The sequence below is a fragment of the Citrobacter sp. Cf132 genome (assembly GCF_030333885.1).
GTDB lineage: Bacteria > Pseudomonadota > Gammaproteobacteria > Enterobacterales > Enterobacteriaceae > Citrobacter > Citrobacter freundii.
The window spans coordinates 48,474-68,384 of the sequence record NZ_JAOWFA010000029.1 but is presented as its reverse complement, the minus strand read 5'-3'; the positions used below and the strand labels follow the sequence as shown (position 1 = coordinate 68,384).

The following is a 19,911-nucleotide window of genomic DNA, read 5'->3' as shown; positions in this document are numbered from 1 at the left end:
TGCCTTGGGCGATGAAAAATTCAGCGCATTTTGCGCCAGCCGATTAACCAGGCTAAGACACCGCCTACCATCAACCAGCCCGGCATAAGCCCCCACTCAGGGCGGCTTACCAGCAGGAATGTTCCACTTAGCAACAATGTTGCGCCAATGCCCAATAAATAACGGGATTGTCCCTGGCGTACATGATTCGCGTGAAGCTCGCGGGCAATCTTATCAACACTGTGCTGTAAATATTTGCCCTGGCGCAAACTGTCATACACCAGTTCAGGTATTTCTGGCATTTTTTCGACCCAGAACGGTGCTTTTTCTTTAAATGCCCTAACGAGCGCCGGAATACCGACCTGATCTTTAATCCAGGATTCGAGGAATGGCTTAGCCGTTTTCCACAAATCTAACTGCGGGTAGAGCTGTCGTCCGACACCCTCAACGTATAGCAGTGTCTTCTGTAGCAGTACCAGTTGAGGCTGGACTTCCATATTGAAGCGGCGCGCAGTGTTGAACAAATTCAACAGCACATGACCAAAGGAAATCTCCGCCAGCGGTTTTTCAAAAATCGGCTCGCACACGGTACGAATGGCAAATTCAAACTCTTCTACGTTGGTATCCGGTGGAACCCAACCAGAATCCACATGCAGTTCAGCAACTTTGCGGTAATCGCGGTTAAAGAACGCAATGAAGTTTTCAGCCAGGTAACGCTTATCTTCTTTGTTTAAAGAGCCCACAATCCCACAATCAATACCAATGTATTTCGGGTTTTCAGGGTGCTCATAACTGACAAAAATGTTCCCAGGGTGCATGTCCGCATGGAAAAAGCTGTCGCGGAATACCTGAGTAAAGAAGACCTGAACACCACGTTCAGCCAGCAACTTCATATTGGTGCCGTTCTTCTCAAGCGTGGTGACATCTGAAACCGGGATACCGTAAATGCGCTCCATCACCATCATGTTCTGACTGCAATAGTCGGAATACACTTCCGGGATGTACAGCATCGGGCTATCTTCAAAATTACGTCGTAGCTGAATGGCGTTCGCCGATTCGCGCAGCAGATTTAGCTCATCAATCAACGTTTTTTCATATTCACGGACGACTTCTGTTGGTCGCAGGCGACGCCCATCTGGCAGCAGACGAGGAACCCAACGAGCCAGGCGGTAGATCAGTTTTAAATCCGCTTTGATGACCGGCAGTATGTCCGGGCGAATAACTTTGATCACCACCTCTTTGCCATTCGATTTCAATCGCGCAGTGTGAACCTGAGCAACAGACGCAGATGCCAGCGGCGTGATTTCAAAATCATCAAACCATTCCTCGACGGGCAGCCCGCCCATGGCCTCTTCGATTTGTTTTTTCGCTCTAAGCCCATCAAACGGGGCAACACGATCCTGCAATAGCGCAAGCTGATCGGCGATGTGCGGAGGGAAAAGGTCACGACGGGTGGAGAGCATCTGCCCAAACTTGATCCACACCGGGCCGAGTTCCTGTAAAGCCAGTCTCAGCCTTTCTCCCTGCGGTTTGTCTTTATGTCGGTTAGGCATCCAGAACAACGAGTAACGCCACAACCGAAGCGGCAGCGTGATTCGCATTTTGGGGATGAGTTCATCAAGACCGTAGCTTAAAAAAGTGCGAATGATGAAATAAAGGCGCCGTACTTCACCTGGCGTCATTTGGCCTCCAGTTTTTCCAGCCGTTTGGCCAGAGATTCAACCGCGCGCTCAACGGCTGCCGTTTCTTCAGCAAACCATGCAACCTCTAGTGGGCCAGGAGCCATGCGCCACTCTTCGGTGATCGCTTCGGCGACATAGCGCTGCTGGCGCTGAAAGTTATGGCACAGGAACTTCGCTCCACCACGCAAGACTTTGCTGACCCCTTCCGCGACGATATCGCCGGTATAGGGTGCTAACAGTTCTGCAGGATCCAACTCCGCCAGATCGGCCAGCGCAACAAAGTTCTGTACTACCTGGATATCACCCTGGACTTCCAGTTCACCGCTGCGGATAAGCGTGGTGAGTTGCTGTCTGTCACGCAATTTCGGTAACACACTGGCATATGTGATTACGGTGCAATCGGCTTCGCCTTCCCACGCCCCCAGCACATCGACCTGGCGCTCACTAAACACCAGGACTAACGATGTTGAAAATCCTTTGAGATCAACACGTAGCACTTTACCCTGTAAACGCGTTCTGGCTGACTTGAGCGCAGGAGAGCGGTACAGAAAGGTGTTGAGCAGATTTTCAACGCCTGCGGTCACTAAGGGTTTTAAAGGCATCCCCACTCTCCTGTCAGAACTTGTAACCACGATGCAGCGCAACGACACCTGCTGTCAGGTTGTAGTAATCAACGCTTTCGAACCCGGCATCTTGCATCATTGCTTTTAAGGTGTCCTGATCGGGATGCATGCGGATGGATTCCGCCAGATAGCGGTAGCTGTCCGCATCGCTTGCTACCATTGAACCTATACGCGGCAGAACATGGAAAGAGTACGCGTCGTAGGCTTTGCTCAACGGTTCGATAATCGGCTTGGAGAATTCCAGCACCAGTAGACGTCCGCCCGGCTTCAATACGCGGTACATGGAGCGTAATGCTTTGTCTTTATCCGTAACGTTGCGCAGACCGAAAGAGATGGTGATGCAGTCAAACGTGTTGTCAGGGAAAGGTAGTGCTTCCGCATTCGCCTGAACGTACTCAACGTTACCCACCACACCAATATTGCGCAGCTTTTCGCGACCCATTTTGAGCATTGAGTCATTGATATCCGCCAGCACAACTTTGCCGGTTTCGCCTACCATGCGAGAGAATTTCGCCGTCAGATCGCCGGTACCGCCTGCTAAATCGAGAACGGTTTGCCCGCGACGCACGCCACTGCAGTCAATGGTGAAGCGCTTCCACAAACGATGAATGCCGAATGACATTAAGTCATTCATAACGTCATATTTAGAGGCCACAGAATGAAAAACGTGGGCCACCATGTCAGCTTTCTGCTCTTTAGCGACGGTCTGAAAGCCAAAGTGCGTCGTTTCTTGTGAATTATCCACCATCTCAGTGCCTGCTCATTCAAAAAATGTTCGAGAAGTGTAACAGATTGGGCCAATTTGCCCTACCCTTCTGCCGGGTTCAACTACCCCAAATGGACTAGTTTGATTGCTGATTTACCGCTTCACCATCAGGGTAAGACGCATCTTGTTGCGTCTCAGGGACCGAGCGCAAACGGTACTCTTCATCCTGCGTAGTGGCTTGTTCAGCCAGCTCAGGATTAATCTCGCGCTTAATTTCCACCCCTAAACTGCGAAACGCTTCTGCCTGCGACAGGACGTTTCCACGGCCTGAAGAGAGTTTTTTCATCGCCTGTCGGTAGTTGTCCTGGGCTTTGTCCAGGCTTTGACCTATTGCCGACATATCATCCACAAACAACCGCATCTTGTCATAAAGTTTGCTGGCCCGATCGGCAATTTGTTGCGCATTACGACTCTGATGCTCGTAGCGCCACAGGTTGGCGATCGTGCGCAATGCCACCAACAGCGTGGTAGGACTCACCAGCATAATGTTATTTCTAAGCGCTTCGGTAATCAGTTCGGGCTGTCTGTCGAGCGCCAGCAAAAAAGCGGGCTCAACGGGGATAAACATCAGCACATAGTCAAGAGTACGCAGCCCCGGAAGCTGCTGATAGTCTTTGCGGCCCAGTAGACGAATGTGGTTGCGCACCGAGGCGATGTGCTCCTGCAACGCGCTCTCACGGGTGAATTCATCTTCAGCGTTAAAATAGCGTTCATATGCGACCAGCGTCATTTTCGCATCAATCACCACATCTTTGCCCTGCGGTAATCGGACAATAACATCTGGCTGCATCCGCGAACGGGCGTCGTTTTCGATGCTGACCTGGGTTTCGTATTCATAGCCTTCGCGCAGACCAGAAGCCTCAAGCACCCGCGTGAGTACCACCTCGCCCCAGTTCCCCTGCGTTTTGTTATCACCTTTTAATGCCCGCGTCAGGTTTACCGCTTCCTGTGCCATCTGCGCATTCAGCTGCTGGAGATTACGAATTTCGTGCGCCAGAGTATGACGTTCCTGTGCCTCTTTACCAAAGCTGTCCTGAACCTGGCGTCGAAAACCGTCCAGTTGTTCGCGAAGCGGTGCCAGCAGGCTGTTCAGGCTTTGGCGATTTTGCTCATCTACGCGGCGATTGCTGTGCTCGAATATACGGTTCGCCAGATTTTCAAACTGCTCGCTCAGGCGCTGTTCGCTGTTGATCATCTGACGGATCTTATCTTCCGCATGCTGTTGCGTTGCTTCCAGCCGGGTAGTGACTTCACGGAGATCAGCTTCCAGAGAGGTGTTGATACTGTGCAGGCTGCGCAATTCGTTATTAAGCAGTTCGCACTCATCACGCCAGTGGGCTTCCTGTGAGAGTTGTTGCCGGGCGGCACTTAGCGCGATATCCAGTTCACGTCGTTCTTCGATGAGATCGGCACGGATCCTGTCGGCGTGTGCTTTTGTTGCCAGCCACCCAACCAGCAGCCCTGCGGCTAACGCCAGCACGGCACTCATCATAATTGAAATATCCACAACGCCCCCTTACAGCAACGACTTACCCGCACAAAATAGAATTGTGCTGTATAAACGTCCAGTTTAAAAGGAATTTCCTGCGAGGTACTACGCAAAATAAAAAGGCCGAACGCGTCGGCCTTTTTGAATAGACGGGAGAATTACAGTAAACGACGCGCAGCTTCCACCACGATTTTTACCGCATGGCTTTCTGTTTGTTTCATCGTTTCCGCATTAGGGATCTCTTGCTGAGTACGGTTCACGATAACACCCGCGACCATACCGGCACGCAGACCCTGGCTTGCGCACATGGTCAGCAGCGTGGCAGATTCCATTTCGTAGTTCATAACGCCCATAGACTGCCACTCTTCCATCGAGCCTTTGAAACGGCTCACGACGCGACCAGAGAAGGTGTCGTAACGTTCCTGGCCCGGGTAGAAGGTGTCAGAAGATGCGGTAACGCCCACGTGGGTAGTGGCGCCGATAGATTTCGCCGCTTCCACCAGCGCAGTGGTGCACTCGAAGTCCGCAACGGCCGGGAACTCCATTGGCGCGAAGTGCAGGCTTGCGCCGTCCAGACGGACAGACGCCGTGGTAACCAGGACATCGCCCACGTTGATATGCGGCTGGATAGCGCCAGTCGTACCGATGCGCAGGAAGGTACGAATGCCCAGCTGTGCCAGTTCTTCTACGGCAATAGAGGTTGACGGGCCGCCGATACCGGTAGAGCAAACGATCACGGCTTTACCATCCAGCTCAGCACGCCAGGTAGTGAACTCGCGATGAGATGCCAGCTTAACCGGCTTATCCATCAGCGCGGCGATCTTTTCCACCCGCTCCGGGTCGCCAGGGACGATAGCAAGCGTAGCCCCTTGTAAGTCGCTCTTAGTGAGGCCGAGATGAAAAACATCAGACTTAGACATAAAAACTCCTCTGTGAATCGGTTTTGTCAGAAGAAGCAAAAATACACTTTACCGAAGGCATGAACATATTTTCGTGACAGTCATCACTCTGATGTAAATCAATTGCATTCAATTACCATCAAAAAGTGATGTATATCACATAAATGATGCGATGTAAGGAAGCCCTGCACAAAAGATAGCCCGTTTAAGGCAATGTGGTTCGTTGCATGTGTCTATAGTTAACAATGCGCTTTTTGGCTGAATATTTAAGGGTACGGAGAATACCATGACAACACAACAATCTGGCTTTGCACCTGCTGTATCTCCACCGACGTCTACCACGGTTCACACTCCGGATAACGCGATTATCGCCGGTGTAACGTCCATACCTTCACAAGGCGATGATATGCCAGCGTATCACGCACGACCAAAACAAACCGATGGCCTGCTTCCCGTGGTCATTGTCGTGCAGGAGATTTTTGGTATTCATGAGCACATTCGTGACGTTTGCCGCCGTCTGGCTCTGGAAGGGTATCTGGCTATCGCACCAGAACTCTATTTTCGCGAAGGCGATCCCAATGACTTTGCCGACATCCCCACGCTGCTCAGCGGCCTTGTCGCCAAAGTGCCTGACTCTCAGGTACTGGCCGATCTGGACCACGTCGCCAGCTGGGCCTCCCGCAACGGAGGAGATGCGCACCAACTGATGATCACTGGATTCTGCTGGGGTGGACGCATTACCTGGTTGTATGCCGCACATAATCCGCAGTTAAAAGCGGCCGTGGCGTGGTATGGCAAACTGGTGGGTGATAAAACCCTCAACTCGCCGAAACATCCCGTTGATATCGCAACCGATCTTAACGCCCCCGTTTTGGGACTTTATGGCGGCCAGGATACCAGCATTCCGCAAGATACCGTTGAAACAATGCGTCAGGCGCTGCGCGCCGCCAATGCGAAAGCGGAAATCGTGGTCTATCCCGATGCCGGACATGCCTTCAACGCTGATTATCGCCCGAGCTATCACGAAGAGTCCGCGAAAGACGGCTGGCAGAGAATGCTGGAGTGGTTCGCGCAATACGGTGGGAAGAAATAATTCCCGACAGGCAAACCAATAAACAAAACGGAGGCATCAGCCTCCGTTTTGTTTTTACGCCTGACGCAGATTCTGCGCCGCTTTAACCATGTTTGCCAGCGCGGCGCGGGTTTCCGGCCAACCGCGCGTTTTCAGACCGCAGTCCGGGTTCACCCACAGACGCTCTGCCGGAATACGCTGCTCGGCTTTCTTCAGCAGAGCTTCAATCCACTCCACGCTCGGGACGTTCGGCGAGTGAATGTCGTAGACGCCCGGCCCGATCTCGTTCGGATAGTCGAACTCTTCGAACGACTCCAGCAGCTCCATATCAGAACGTGAAGTCTCAATAGTGATCACGTCCGCGTCCAGCGCCGCAATGGAGTCCATGATGTCGTTGAACTCGCAGTAACACATGTGGGTGTGGATCTGGGTTTCATCCTTCGCCACTGCCGCGTTAATGCGGAAAGCCTCCACGCCCCATTCCAGATACGCCGCCCAGTCGCTGCGACGCAGCGGTAAACCTTCACGCAGTGCAGGTTCATCAATCTGGATGATGCCGATCCCCGCCGCTTCCAGATCCGCAACTTCATCACGCAACGCCAGCGCAATCTGCTTCGCGATGGTTTCACGCGTCACGTCTTCACGCGGGAATGACCAGCAAAGAATGGTCACCGGACCGGTCAGCATACCTTTTACCGGTTTGTCGGTCAGCGACTGGGCATACTTCGCCCACTCCACGGTGATCGCTTCCGGGCGGCTGACGTCGCCAATGACTACCGGTGGCTTCACGCAACGGGAGCCATAGCTCTGTACCCAACCGTTCTGGGTAAAGACGAACCCGTCCAGATGCTCACCAAAGTATTCCACCATGTCGTTACGCTCGGCTTCACCGTGTACCAGCACGTCGAGCCCCAGACGCTCCTGTTCGGCGATCGCCTGTTTGATATGTTCCGCGATACCGGTGCGGTAGTTACCGGCATCCAGGTTGCCCTTTTTGAAGTCCAGACGCAGGCCGCGAATTTCCGTGGTTTGCGGGAATGAGCCGATAGTCGTGGTCGGCCATGCCGGCAGATTAAAGCGGGCACGTTGCGCCTCAGCACGAACCGGATAAGCGTTGGCGCGCTGGCTGTCCTGGGCGGTGATTGCCGCCAGACGTTTTTCCACTGCGGCGTTGTGGACACGAGTAGAGTGACGACGAGCCTGAATCGGTGCGCTCCATTCGACAATTGCCGCCGTATCACCGGTGTTCAACGCATCACGCAGCAGCGCCAGCTCGCCGCATTTTTGCAGGGCGAAGGCAAACCAGCTCTTCACCTCTGCATCAAGGCGGGTTTCCACGCTGAGATCGATGGGGCTGTGCAGCAGGGAGCAGGAAGAAGCCACCCACAGGTCACGTTTCCCAACGATATCTTTAATTTGCGCATATTTTTCGCTGAGATCGGCGCGCCAGACGTTGCGTCCGTTCACCAGGCCCGCTGACAGCAGCCAGTCGGCAGGCAGACGTTTGTGCAGCTCGGCGACATCATCTTTACCGTGCACGAAGTCAACGTGCAGTCCCTGCACCGGCAGCGCGGTAATGGTATTCAGGTTTGGCGTTACGCCTTCGAAGTAGGTGGTCAGTAGCAGCTTCACCTGGCCCTGCAGGGCATCATAAGCCGGTTTAAAGGCATCCAGCCACGCTTGCGGCAGCTCCAGTACCAGTGCCGGTTCATCAATCTGCACCCACTCAATACCCCGTTTTGCCAGCTCAGACAGCACCTGCTGGTAAACCGGCAGAATGTCGTTCAACAGACTCAGGCGGTCAAACTGTTCGCCCTTCACTTTCCCCAGCCACAGGTAAGTTACCGGCCCCAGCAGCACAGGTTTCACCTTATGGCCAAGCGCCAGCGCTTCGTCTACTTCATCCAGCAGTTGCGTCCAGGTCAGTTTGAACTGCTGACCTTTGGTGAACTCCGGCACCATGTAGTGATAGTTGGTGTTAAACCATTTAGTCATTTCTGCCGCCGCCGCTGGCTCACCGGTCGGTGCGCGGCCACGGCCAATGCGGAATAAGGTATCGATATCAACCGAACCGTCTTTGTTCTGATGACGAGCCGGAACGTTGCCGAGCAGCAGGCTGGTAGTCAGCACGTGATCGTACCAGGCAAAATCACCTACCGGCAGCAGGTCAACACCCGCCTGCTTCTGCTGATCCCAGTGGCGGGCACGCAGCTCGCGGCCAACGGTCAGCAACTCTTCACAGGAAGAATTTCCCGCCCAGTAGCTTTCTTGCGCTTTCTTCAACTCGCGACGCAGGCCAACGCGAGGGAAACCGAGGGTGTGATTCAATATTGTCATTTTTCTTCCTCTAATTATATGTAAATCCTATGGATTTTGAATTTAGGGAAGGCGGCAAGTTTACTCATCCCCAGGAGCTTACTGAAGTAAGTGACTGGGGTGGGGAAACGAAGCCAACGCACCATAAATTTAAAAGACGAAGGATTTTAGCCGTCCAGATGTTTACACATCTATATTTGGCAGTTACTGTATATTCCTCAAGCGCAATTTGTTCATGCCGAAGTGAAGGACTTTCATGATCGAGATTAAACACCTGAAAACGCTCCAGGCGTTGCGGAATAGTGGTTCGCTGGCAGCCGCCGCGGCGACGTTGCATCAGACCCAATCCGCCCTTTCTCACCAGTTCAGCGATCTGGAGCAGCGCCTTGGCTTTCGACTTTTTATCCGTAAAAGCCAGCCTCTGCGCTTTACGCCGCAGGGAGAAATCCTGCTGCAGTTAGCCAATCAGGTGTTGCCGCAAATTGGTCGCGCGCTGCAGGCTTGCAACGAACCGCAGCAAACCCGGCTGCGAATCGCAATTGAATGTCACAGTTGTATTCAATGGCTGACGCCCGCGCTGGAGAATTTTCGTGCCAACTGGCCACAGGTGGAGATGGACTTTAAATCCGGCGTGACGTTCGATCCGCAACCAGCGCTACAGCAGGATGAGCTGGATCTGGTATTAACCTCCGACATCCTGCCGCGCAGCGGATTGCACTACTCACCGATGTTTGATTTTGAAGTCCGCCTGGTACTGGCGCCGGACCATCCGTTGGCCAGCAAAACGCAAATCACGCCGGAAGATTTGGCCAGCGAGACGCTGCTCATTTACCCAGTGCAACGGAGTCGACTGGATGTATGGCGGCATTTCCTGCAGCCTGCAGGTGTTAGTCCGTCGCTGAAGAGCGTGGATAACACCCTGCTGCTGATTCAGATGGTTGCAGCCAGAATGGGTATCGCGGCATTACCGCACTGGGTGGTGGAGAGTTTTGAACGCCAGGGTTTAGTTGTGACTAAAACCCTGGGTGATGGGTTGTGGAGCCGACTGTACGCCGCCGTGCGTGATGGCGAGCAGCGACAGCCGGTCACAGAAGCGTTTATTCGCTCAGCGCGGAATCACGCCTGCGATCACCTGCCGTTTGTGCGGAGTGCGGAACGACCCACTTTCGATGTACCCACAGTGAAGCCACTATCACAGCCGCACCAATGATGAAGCTTGGCCAGTGAGGTTGTTGATGCCAGATAGCCAGGTTAACCAACAGCCCGGCCGGGACATGCATATTGTTCATGATGCCCAGCGTGCCCGCATCCACCTGGGTCGCGCCGTAGTTCCACATAAAGTAACCAATGCCGGACGCTGCCACGCCAAGAAAGACCAGAATTCCCCACTGTAGCGTGGTTGCAGGCATTTTCTGCGCATTGCCCAGCATGAACCAGGCCACTACCGCCACCATAAAGGCCCCCATGTAAAACCAAGCAAAGGCGTTGTGCTGCGGCATTGGCCGCGTTTCCATCAGACGTTTATAGCCCACCATACCAATAGCAAAGCTGATATTGGACAACTGTACCAGCAGCAGACCGGTCCAGAAGTGGCTGGTCACCTGATCGTAACGAATTATCCCCGCGCCAATCACCGCCAGTAACGCACTAAAGGCATAACTCCAGCGCAGACGACGTCCGCTCATCAGGTCATAAATCAGCGTGATGTAGAGCGGCGTCAGCACGGTGAAAAGCAACAGCTCTGAAACCGTCAGATACAGGTAGGCGTGAAAACTCAGCATATACATAATGCCAAGCTGCATGGCCCCCACCAGCATATACAGCGCGATCGTTTTTACGCTGTGCCCACGGGTTCGTAAAAACGGCAGGAACACCAGCGCCGCGAGTCCAACGCGCACCAGCACCGCAAAATAGCTATCGACATGACCGGCAAGGTACTCGCCAAACAGGCTGAAGGAAAATGCCCACAAAATAGTGGTAATGATGAGTAGCGCCACAATGGATGTCTCTTAGAACAGGGAACATCCATTGTAGCGGAGAGTTTAGTTGACAACTGGTCAACTAAAGAACAATCACTTTAAAAAGAGATCGCGCAGGTAGTGCGGCACGGCATCGTCGGCGTTGAGTCCGATGACTTCCAGCTCCGGATGCAGATCCTTCAGGCGCTGATGGGCATTGCCCATGATGCAGCCTTTGCCCGCCATGGAGAGCATTTCCGCGTCGTTCATCCCGTCGCCAAAAGCGATGCAGTCTTTCAGGCTGTAGCCCATCGCTTTCGCTACCGCTTCCAGCGCATGACCTTTCGACACGCCGCCCGCCATGACTTCCAGACAGGTAAGCGTAGAGAAGCTGACGTTGACGCGATCGCCCCAGCGGGCGTTAATCGCCTGCTCCAGCGGTAGCAGTCTTTCGTGAGAGTCGGTGGTGAAGAACACTTTGCTGACGCCTTCAGGCTCCAGTAATGCAGGTTCAAACAGGGAATAATTAAACACTGCTTCTTTGAAGAATCGCATTTCGTCCGGACGATGGCGATTCATAAACCATTCATCATCGCGATAAACGTTGGTCACGATGTCCGGGTTTGCATTCACTACGCCAAACAGGTCGCTGGCAATGTCGCGATCCAGGTTATGGGAAAAAACCAGATTCCCGTCAGAATCATGCACCCGCGCGCCGTTGGACGTGATCATGTAGGTTTTAATGCCGAGGTTATCGCGAATTTGCCCCACATCAACATGATGACGGCCAGTCGCAAACACGAAGTTAACGCCGCGAGCGGTCAATAACTTCAGCGTCTCTTTGGCATAAGGGGACAGAGTATGGTCGGGGGAAAGCAGCGTACCGTCTAAATCAGACGCAACAACCTGATACATAAGAAAATTCAACCTCTAGGCAAAGCGGGTTCCGCTGGATGAGTTATGCTTGTCGAAAAATTCGACAATAGCGTTAAGCGCGACTGAGCGCATGGCGTCCTTTTCAAAAAGGATCTCATGGTACGCGCCTTTTATGACAAGCGGCTGACCTCCTTCTACAGGATGGCCCGCTGCGGCGCGGAGTTCACAAAAACGATCGTGCATGCGGTTATCCACTACACGTTCTTCTTCAGCCTGAATCAGCAGCGTCGGCGTCGCATCATCCCCAGCGCCAGCCAAAACCTGTTCACCAGCCAGAATCCCTTCGCGTACCCAGTGATAGGTGGGACCGCCAACGCGCAACCGCGGCTCATCAGCATAGAAGCGTAGATTGCGCCGATAGCGCTGTCGACTATGGGTTAACGCATTCATACCGAACGGCAGCGCCCGCCAGCGCCCGGTTCCCATCGCATAGCCTTCGCGGATCCGCGGGTGCCCTTCAGCCCAATCCAGAATGTGGCGCACCATCCAGTCGGGAAAGCGCATCACAATACCAAACATCGGTGCACAAAGCGCGATGGCATCACACTGATTCGGGTGGCGCTGCAGGAATAACGTGGCAATCGCCCCGCCCATTGAATGCGCCAGGATATAGCGTTTTCTCCACGGGCCGGGTAGCACCTCCTGCTGCCAGAAGGCGGTTAGATCGTCGACATAGTCATTAAAGTTATCGACATGACCGCGATGTGGATCCGAAAGCATTCGCCCGGAACGCCCCTGACCACGGTGATCGATAATGAGCACGTCAAAACCAGAATGAAACAGGTCATACGCCAGTTCAGCGTATTTCACATAGCTTTCAATGCGTCCAGGACAGACGACGATGACGCGATCGTTTTTTTCTGCATGAAAACGCACAAAATGTACGGGGATATCATCCACACCCGTAAATTCCGCTTCTTCCCGCTGACGCCAGAAATCTGTCAGTGGCCCCATGGAAAAAGCAGCAAACGCGTTTTCTCTTGTTTCCCAGTCCTTTTGCTGCTGAAACATCGGGTATCCAGCCTCGCTGACCAAGTAAAATCGTTTTTTTCGCCGTCGCTGATACAACCTAACGGCAGTAGCGTATTGTGGCATAAAAATAGACAATCCGGGAGTTTCTCATGACCTTTGAATGGTGGTTCGCCTACCTGCTGACCTCTATTATTTTGAGCTTGTCTCCAGGCTCTGGCGCAATCAACACTATGACCACTGCCATCAGCCATGGTTATCGCGGTGCCAGCGCGTCGATTGCAGGTTTACAGACCGGGCTGGGCATTCATATCGTTTTGGTAGGCGTGGGGCTAGGAACGCTATTTTCACGTTCGGTGATCGCATTTGAGGTGCTGAAGTGGGCGGGAGCGGCCTATCTGATTTGGCTGGGTATTCAACAATGGCGGGCTGCGGGCGCTATCGATCTGAACACCATGGCGAATACACAATCACGCAGCCGCCTGTTCAAACGCGCGGTCTTTGTGAATCTGACCAACCCCAAGAGCATTGTTTTTCTTGCCGCCCTGTTCCCGCAGTTTATCCTGCCGCAGGAACCGCAACTGATGCAGTACGTGGTGCTTGGCGTTACGACCATCGTGGTCGATATCATTGTGATGATCGGTTACGCAACGCTGGCCACGCGCATTGCTGGCTGGATTAAAGGGCCAAAGCAAATGAAGGCGCTGAACAAAGTGTTCGGCTCGCTGTTTATGCTGATAGGCGCCCTGCTGGCATCGGCAAGGCATGCCTGATAACAGGGCCGGACGCGCTAACGCTCATCCGGTCTGGAGCGAACTTAGCGCGAAATAATCAGGTGGATACCGAAGCCCGCGAACAGCGCCCCGGCAAAACCATCAATCCACTTCGCCAGGCGCTGATAGCCACGACGCATCTTCGGTAGCGCAAACAGGCTGGCGACCACGGTAAACCACGCCAGCGTTTCCACGATAATCAGAGCAAAAATTCCCCAACGCGCGCCCGTTCCGACGTTGTCGCCAACGAACAATGAGAAGACGGAGCCAAAATAGATAATGGCTTTAGGGTTCGCCAGATTGGTCAGCAGACCTTTCAAGAAGCTGCGTCCGCTCTGCGCCAGCTCAACCTGTGGTGTCGGGGTCGCAACATCCTGTTTTTTAAACGCGCCGCGCAGCATCTGGTAGCCCATCCAGCACAGATACAGACCCCCACCGACCATAATAATGGTGTGCAGCCAGGCCATTTTTTCGATAATCAGATGCAGGCCGAGCAGCGCCACGCCTGCCCAGACCATGACGCCGCAGGTAATACCCAGCACGCCCATCATCGCTTCTTTGCGCGAACGGCTAACCGCAGTTTGAGAAACAAAAAAGAAATCGGGACCGGGACTCATCAGCGCAACGATGTGCACCAACGCAACGGTGAAAAATAGCGTTAACATAAAAATGACTCGCGGGGGAATAGTTCAGTGAGTCACCATCCTGGCACTTTTTTGCCCGGCTGACTACTCTTCGTCGTCACCATCAACATGTGCGCGAATAAGCGCCATAAACTCTTTACCGAAACGCTCAAGTTTACGCATTCCCACGCCGTTGACGCTCAGCATTTCACTCGGTGAAACCGGCATTTGTTCGGCCATTTCAATCAACGTAGCGTCGTTGAACACCACGTACGGCGGGATGTTCTCTTCATCGGCAATGGCTTTACGCAGCTTACGCAATTTGGCGAACAGTTTGCGGTCATAGTTGCCGCCGAAGGATTTCTGCATCGCGCGCGGTTTCAGCGCCACAATACGCGGTACCGCAAGCTGTAGTGGAACTTCACCGCGCAGCACCGGACGCGCGGCTTCGGTTAACTGTAACGCGGAGTGATGAGCAATATTCTGCGTCACCAGGCCCAGGTGAATAAGCTGGCGAATAACGCTCACCCAGTGTTCGTGGCTTTGCTCGCGACCAATGCCATAGACCGGCAGTTTGTCATGAGCCAGTTCGCGAATACGCTGGTTATTCGCTCCGCGCAACACTTCCACGACGTACCCCATACCAAAGCGTTGGTTAACACGGTAAATCGTCGACAGCGCTTTGCGCGCATCCATAAGTCCGTCGTACTGTTTTGGCGGATCGAGGCAGATGTCGCAGTTACCGCAAGGCTCCTGACGCCCTTCGCCAAAATAATTCAGCAGCACCAGGCGACGACAGGTTTGCGCCTCGGCAAACGCCCCCATCGCATTGAGCTTATGCCGTTCGATATCCAGCAGTTGCCCAGCGGGTTTCTCTTCGAGGCAACGGCGTAGCCATGCCATATCAGCCGGATCGTAAAACAGCATCGCTTCCGCGGGCAAGCCATCACGCCCGGCGCGGCCGGTTTCCTGGTAATAGGATTCGATATTGCGCGGAATGTCGAAATGCACCACGAAGCGTACGTTAGGTTTGTTGATCCCCATACCGAACGCCACGGTCGCCACCACGATTTGCAGGTCATCGCGCTGGAATTTCTCCTGCACCTCGGCGCGTACGGCATTTTCCAGCCCGGCATGATAAGCCCCGGCGCTGATGCCACGGCTTTGCAGACGCGCGGCGGTATCCTCGACTTTAGCGCGACTGTTACAGTAGATAATGCCGGACTTACCGCGCTGCTCTTGCACGTAGCGCATCAGCTGATCGAGCGGCTTAAACTTCTCCATCAACATGTAGCGAATGTTCGGGCGATCAAAGCTGCTGATCTGAATTAACGGGTCGTTGAGTCCCAGCAGACGCACAATGTCCAGCCGGGTTGTCTCATCCGCGGTCGCGGTCAGCGCCACAAACGGCAGGGTTGGGAAACGTTGGCGCAACTGTCCCAGCGCCGCGTATTCGGGGCGGAAATCATGCCCCCACTGCGAAATACAGTGCGCTTCATCAACCGCCAGCAGCATCGGATTCCAGTGCGCCAGATGCTCAAGGAAGTTATCCAGCATCAGGCGTTCGGGCGCAATGTACAGTAAGCGAATCTGTCCTGTACGACAGCCTGCCATCACCTCAAGCTGCTGCTCACGACTTTGAGTAGAGTTAAGGCACGCCGCCGCCACGCCGTTGGCCAGCAGTTGATCGACCTGATCCTTCATCAAGGAAATCAGCGGAGAAACAACAACGGTGAGTCCGTTTAGCAATAATGCGGGAATTTGATAGCACAGGGATTTACCGCCGCCGGTCGGCATAACGACCAGGCAGTCGCGACCAGAGAGCACGGTATCAATGATTTCTTCCTGACCAGGGCGAAACTGTTGGTAGCCAAAGGTTTCTTGCAAAACCTGTTTAGCGCCCATTTCCAGATTCAACACTTCCGCCTGCGCCACATTAACCCCATTAGCCTGAAATAAAAACAGGCGCTATTTTCAGCGCCTGAGAGAGAAACTGCAATGATTAAAATACTCTCAATACTTATCAGAAGATATCGTTGAGCATCACGCCCACACCAACACGGGTCTGATTGAAGTTATAGTCAATCAGCGATTCGCCGTAACCGCTGTAAACCTGGGTGTAAAGACGTACATGCTTCGTAATGGGGTAACTGACACCCAACTCAGCGCCGCCGTAACCGGTATTCCAGTTGTACTGACCTTTCGCACTTAAGACGGCGTCACCGAGGTGATAACCCAGTTTGAGCTGATAGTAGCCCATATATTTTGTGATATCCGGGTTATCATCAGTGCTGCCAATGACGTACCACGGCTTAACTTCCACCAGCCAGTTACCGTTTTCAGCCATCAGACGAGTATAAAGACGGTTCCAGCTACGTGAAGTGGGATCGGAGCGACCGTTGGAGTCATGGTTATAACCCATTTCGACATCACGAAGCGTCCAACCGGCAAAGCGGTAGTCGGTGGCGAAACCGAGGAACAATTGCGGTTCGTAGTTGGTTTCGCGAAACGGTGAAGACTCTTCACTGTTAGAAAGCTGCCACCAGGACTTCTGGGTATAGGAGCCGCCGAGTACCGACTTTGGGCCTAATATCCCGCGCCAGAGCGGAAACGCCAGGCTTAGCTGAAACTTAACCTCATCTTTGCGCGCATTTTCGGACCAGCTATAGCTGCTGATCGCCTCTTTGTTCATGTCACTGGTATTGGTGTAGATAAGATAGTTAGTGTCATAAGGATAAAGCGTGAAAGGGTTGTCATGTTCCTGCAGCATGTTGGCGATAATACTGCCACGAACCGCCGGTGCATCATGAATCTCTTTCACTGTCGCTTCCTGCGCATACGCGGTCAACGGCAGCATGACTGCTGGTAGTAACCATCCCAGAATCGCCCGCATCAGTACTGTTCTCCTGAACCAAAATATTGATGAATTGTATAATTATCTGGCAAGTATTCTACATACTTAGCGAGTTCCTCGTTAGTTATCCCGTCCTAAAGTAGAAAACAACAAATAATAAGCATAATATCAACATTTCATTAACCATTAAGATGTAGGGATCATATGTCTGCCGTACTTACTGCTGAGGAAGCGCTGAAGTTAGTGGGTGAAATGTTTGTCTATCATATGCCGTTTAACCGGGCGCTGGGACTGGAGCTTGAACGCTATGAGAAAGAATTTGCTCAATTAGCCTTTAATAATCAACCGATGATGGTCGGCAACTGGGCGCAAAGCATTTTGCATGGCGGCGTGATCGCCTCGGCGCTGGACGTCGCCGCCGGACTGGTGTGCGTTGGCAGTACGCTAACCCGCCATGAGACGATCAGTGAGGACGAACTGCGTCAGCGGATGTCACGCATGGGAACCATCGATTTGCGCGTTGATTACCTGCGCCCAGGGAGAGGGAATCGCTTTACCGCCACCAGCAGCCTGCTGCGGGCGGGTAATAAAGTCGCCGTGGCACGCGTGGAACTGCATAACGAAGAACAGCTTTATATTGCCAGCGCAACCGCCACTTATATGGTGGGGTAAGCAGCCAAAAAAAGGTAAACTGCTGTTACATTTCTGCAATGAGTTTTCCCGATGGATGCTAAACAAACGCGGCAGGGCGTGTTACTCGCTCTTGCTGCTTATTTTATTTGGGGTATCGCGCCTGCCTACTTCAAGCTGATTTACTATGTCCCGGCGGATGAGATCCTGACGCACCGCGTCATCTGGTCATTTTTCTTCATGGTGGTGCTGATGAGCATCAGCCGCCAATGGTCGGGTGTCAAAACGCTGCTCCAAACGCCAAAGAAGATCTTCCTGCTGGCGCTCTCGGCGGTGCTCATCGGCGGAAACTGGCTGCTGTTCATTTGGGCAGTCAATAATCACCATATGCTGGAAGCCAGCCTCGGCTATTTTATTAACCCGCTGGTGAATATTGTGCTGGGAATGCTATTCCTCGGCGAACGCTTTCGCCGCATGCAGTGGCTGGCGGTACTGTTAGCCGCCTGCGGCGTGCTGGTACAGCTGTGGACCTTCGGATCGCTGCCAATCATCGCGCTGGGACTGGCGTTCAGCTTTGCGTTCTATGGCCTGGTGCGCAAGAAGATTGCGGTCGAAGCACAAACCGGCATGCTGATCGAAACCCTGTGGCTTTTACCCGTTGCAGCCATCTATCTGTTTGGCATTGCGGACAGCCCAACCAGCCATATGGGGCAAAACCCGATGTCGCTCAATCTGCTGCTGATTGCTGCGGGTGTCGTGACCACCATACCGCTGCTGTGCTTTACCGGCGCGGCAACCCGCCTGCGTCTGTCGACGCTGGGTTTTTTCCAGTACATTGGCCCTACGCTGATGTTCCTGCTGGCGGTAACGTTCTACGGTGAAGTACCGGGTGCGGACAAGATGGTCACTTTCGCGTTTATCTGGGTCGCGCTGGCGATTTTCGTAATGGATGCGATTTATACGCAACGACGGGTTCGTCGGAGCTAGGGGATTGCCGGATGGCGCTTCGCTTATCCGGCCTACAAAAACACATCACCGTAGGCCGGATAAGTCACCGCCATTACAGCCAGTTCTTGCGCTTAAAGTACAGATACGGCGCCAGACCGGCGAGCATCATAAAGACAATCGCCCCAGGATAACCAAAGCTCCAGTGCAGTTCCGGCATGAACTCAAAGTTCATCCCATAGCTGGACGCCACCAGCGTCGGCGGCAGGAACACCACAGAAACCACTGAGAAGATCTTGATGATGCGGTTCTGCTCGATGTTGATAAAACCCATCGCCGCCTGCATCAGGAAGTTAACCTTCTGGAACAGCGATTCATTGTGCGGCAGCAGAGATTCGATATCGCGCAGGATCTCACGCGCCTGCTCCAGCTGACTGCCCGGCAACCGCGCTTTACGCACCAGGAAGTTCAGTGCGCGTTGGGTATCCATCAGACACAAGCGTACCTTCCAGCCGATATCTTCCAGTTCCGCCAGCGTCGACAGCGCTTCGTCATATTCATCGCCCTGACGCCCTTCCATGATCACACGGCTGAGTTTTTCCAGGTCGCTGTAGATGTTTTCGATCTCATCCGCCAGCTGTTCAATTTTGGTTTCGAACAGGTCGAGCAACAGCTCGTAGGCATTGCCATCCACCATAGCCTGGTTACGCGCACGCATGCGGTACAGGCGAAAGGCCGGCAATTCGCGCTCGCGCAGGGTAAACAGACGGCCTTCGCGAATAGTAAATGCGACGGTTGAGTTACCCGCGTGATCGTCGGCGTCTTCATAAAAGAAGAAGGAGTGAATGTGCAGACCGTCTTCGTCTTCAAAAAAACGCGCGGATGCTTCGATGTCTTCCAGTTCAGGGCGCGTAGCCAGATTCTGGCCCAAGTCCTTTTGCACACGGTTTCGTTCTTCGTCATCCGGCTCGACTAAATCGACCCAAACCGAACTGGCAAGGTGCTCGATCTCGTCTGCCTCAAGGCGAGTTAAACGATTGTTTTCCAGTTGAAATGCGCTCAGCATGACCGGGACTCCCAATGCAAAAAATTATCGGACAGTTCGGAGGGCACACAGAAACAAATTGGGTTTCAGACCATTAAACAGCCTGACTCAGCGCGACGGGAAAAACAGAAGGTCGCTGACAACCGCGAAGGCTATCAGCAAAAAGGGATAGCCTTAGGAGTTGATCCTGGATGACAGGATAATGAGCCAGTATCTACTGGGTGTGTCCAAGGCGAATGTCCTCTTAGCGTAATCGTGCGCGCATGTTACGCCAGCAAAATTTTGACGTCAACACGCAACGAAACGCTAGCCTGGATAAATTACCTGCTCATCAGTAAGGCTAGCAGATCGT

The 19,911-nt window shown here is 53.3% G+C and carries 19 protein-coding genes; 5 read left to right on the top strand and 14 right to left on the bottom strand.

The window, feature by feature from the left end; genetic code table 11:
- Positions 1-20 precede the first annotated feature (20 nt).
- The 5 genes from ubiB to udp all read right to left on the bottom strand — a co-directional run bounded on the left by ubiB (position 21) and on the right by udp (position 5,459).
- Positions 21-1,661 carry a ubiquinone biosynthesis regulatory protein kinase UbiB gene (gene ubiB / locus OGV85_RS01455; protein WP_061547945.1) on the bottom strand — a complete coding sequence of 547 codons (1,641 nt, stop codon included), beginning with the start codon at positions 1,659-1,661 and terminating at the stop codon, positions 21-23.
- Positions 1,658-2,263: a ubiquinone biosynthesis protein UbiJ gene (gene ubiJ / locus OGV85_RS01450; RefSeq protein WP_003017894.1), complete on the bottom strand. Its 606-nt coding sequence runs from the start codon at positions 2,261-2,263 to the stop codon at positions 1,658-1,660. Before ubiJ ends, ubiB begins: the two co-directional genes overlap by 4 nt.
- Before the next feature lie 13 nt (positions 2,264-2,276).
- On the bottom strand, positions 2,277-3,032 hold the full coding sequence (gene ubiE / locus OGV85_RS01445) for a bifunctional demethylmenaquinone methyltransferase/2-methoxy-6-polyprenyl-1,4-benzoquinol methylase UbiE (RefSeq protein ID WP_003017897.1): 756 nt from the start codon (positions 3,030-3,032) through the stop codon (positions 2,277-2,279).
- 94 nt (positions 3,033-3,126) lie between these two features.
- Entirely contained in the window at positions 3,127-4,557 is a 1,431-nt protein-coding gene (gene rmuC, locus OGV85_RS01440) for a DNA recombination protein RmuC (protein WP_003017901.1), read from the bottom strand.
- A 140-nt stretch (positions 4,558-4,697) separates the two neighbouring features.
- Positions 4,698-5,459, bottom strand: coding sequence for a uridine phosphorylase (gene udp, locus OGV85_RS01435; protein WP_003017903.1), 762 nt, complete (start codon positions 5,457-5,459; stop codon positions 4,698-4,700).
- A gap of 265 nt (positions 5,460-5,724) precedes the next feature.
- Between udp and OGV85_RS01430 the strand changes: the two genes are divergently transcribed.
- Positions 5,725-6,531, top strand: a complete 807-nt coding sequence (locus OGV85_RS01430) for a dienelactone hydrolase family protein (protein WP_003017905.1) — start codon at positions 5,725-5,727, stop codon at positions 6,529-6,531.
- A 54-nt stretch (positions 6,532-6,585) separates the two neighbouring features.
- Here OGV85_RS01430 and metE read toward each other — a convergent pair whose 3' ends face one another.
- On the bottom strand, positions 6,586-8,847 hold the full coding sequence (gene metE / locus OGV85_RS01425) for a 5-methyltetrahydropteroyltriglutamate--homocysteine S-methyltransferase (RefSeq protein WP_061547944.1): 2,262 nt from the start codon (positions 8,845-8,847) through the stop codon (positions 6,586-6,588).
- Between the two features lie 235 nt (positions 8,848-9,082).
- On the opposite strand from metE, the gene metR reads away from it, so the two are divergent.
- Positions 9,083-10,036: an HTH-type transcriptional regulator MetR gene (metR, locus tag OGV85_RS01420; RefSeq protein WP_003017908.1), complete on the top strand. Its 954-nt coding sequence runs from the start codon at positions 9,083-9,085 to the stop codon at positions 10,034-10,036.
- Here the strand turns inward: metR and OGV85_RS01415 are convergent.
- From OGV85_RS01415 to pldB, 3 genes are all read right to left on the bottom strand, one after another.
- The gene (locus OGV85_RS01415) at positions 9,924-10,823 is read right to left on the bottom strand and encodes a carboxylate/amino acid/amine transporter (RefSeq protein ID WP_032950638.1); all 900 of its coding nucleotides are present in this window, start codon (positions 10,821-10,823) and stop codon (positions 9,924-9,926) included. The two genes, metR and OGV85_RS01415, sit on opposite strands and share 113 nt — an antisense overlap.
- Before the next feature lie 75 nt (positions 10,824-10,898).
- Positions 10,899-11,699 (bottom strand): sugar/pyridoxal phosphate phosphatase YigL, encoded by an 801-nt coding sequence (gene yigL / locus OGV85_RS01410; protein ID WP_003017910.1) that lies wholly within the window; start codon positions 11,697-11,699, stop codon positions 10,899-10,901.
- 15 nt (positions 11,700-11,714) lie between these two features.
- Entirely contained in the window at positions 11,715-12,731 is a 1,017-nt protein-coding gene (pldB, locus tag OGV85_RS01405) for a lysophospholipase L2 (RefSeq protein WP_003017911.1), read from the bottom strand.
- 110 nt (positions 12,732-12,841) lie between these two features.
- Here pldB and rhtB point away from each other — a divergent pair, with 110 nt between their 5' ends.
- Entirely contained in the window at positions 12,842-13,462 is a 621-nt protein-coding gene (gene rhtB / locus OGV85_RS01400) for a homoserine/homoserine lactone efflux protein (RefSeq protein WP_003828938.1), read from the top strand.
- A gap of 44 nt (positions 13,463-13,506) precedes the next feature.
- Here the strand turns inward: rhtB and rhtC are convergent, their stop codons facing one another.
- The 3 genes from rhtC to pldA form a co-directional block, all read right to left on the bottom strand.
- Positions 13,507-14,127 carry a threonine export protein RhtC gene (gene rhtC / locus OGV85_RS01395; protein WP_016155134.1) on the bottom strand — a complete coding sequence of 207 codons (621 nt, stop codon included), beginning with the start codon at positions 14,125-14,127 and terminating at the stop codon, positions 13,507-13,509.
- Positions 14,128-14,190: 63 nt separating this feature from the next.
- On the bottom strand, positions 14,191-16,020 hold the full coding sequence (gene recQ / locus OGV85_RS01390; RefSeq protein WP_003841217.1) for an ATP-dependent DNA helicase RecQ: 1,830 nt from the start codon (positions 16,018-16,020) through the stop codon (positions 14,191-14,193).
- An 88-nt stretch (positions 16,021-16,108) separates the two neighbouring features.
- Positions 16,109-16,978 carry a phospholipase A gene (gene pldA, locus OGV85_RS01385; RefSeq protein ID WP_061547943.1) on the bottom strand — a complete coding sequence of 290 codons (870 nt, stop codon included), beginning with the start codon at positions 16,976-16,978 and terminating at the stop codon, positions 16,109-16,111.
- 165 nt (positions 16,979-17,143) lie between these two features.
- Between pldA and yigI the strand changes: the two genes are divergently transcribed.
- Together yigI and rarD are read left to right on the top strand one after the other, a co-directional pair.
- Complete coding sequence (gene yigI / locus OGV85_RS01380) at positions 17,144-17,611, top strand: acyl-CoA thioesterase YigI (protein WP_003017917.1); 468 nt, start codon at positions 17,144-17,146, stop codon at positions 17,609-17,611.
- A gap of 51 nt (positions 17,612-17,662) precedes the next feature.
- The gene (rarD, locus tag OGV85_RS01375) at positions 17,663-18,556 is read left to right on the top strand and encodes an EamA family transporter RarD (RefSeq protein WP_003841213.1); all 894 of its coding nucleotides are present in this window, start codon (positions 17,663-17,665) and stop codon (positions 18,554-18,556) included.
- A 73-nt stretch (positions 18,557-18,629) separates the two neighbouring features.
- On the opposite strand, the gene corA is transcribed toward rarD, so the two are convergent.
- Together corA and ysgD are read right to left on the bottom strand one after the other, a co-directional pair.
- Positions 18,630-19,580, bottom strand: coding sequence for a magnesium/cobalt transporter CorA (corA, locus tag OGV85_RS01370; protein WP_003017920.1), 951 nt, complete (start codon positions 19,578-19,580; stop codon positions 18,630-18,632).
- Positions 19,581-19,733: 153 nt separating this feature from the next.
- Positions 19,734-19,790, bottom strand: a complete 57-nt coding sequence (gene ysgD / locus OGV85_RS01365) for a YsgD/CorL family protein (RefSeq protein WP_212723238.1) — start codon at positions 19,788-19,790, stop codon at positions 19,734-19,736.
- Positions 19,791-19,911: the final 121 nt, after the last annotated feature.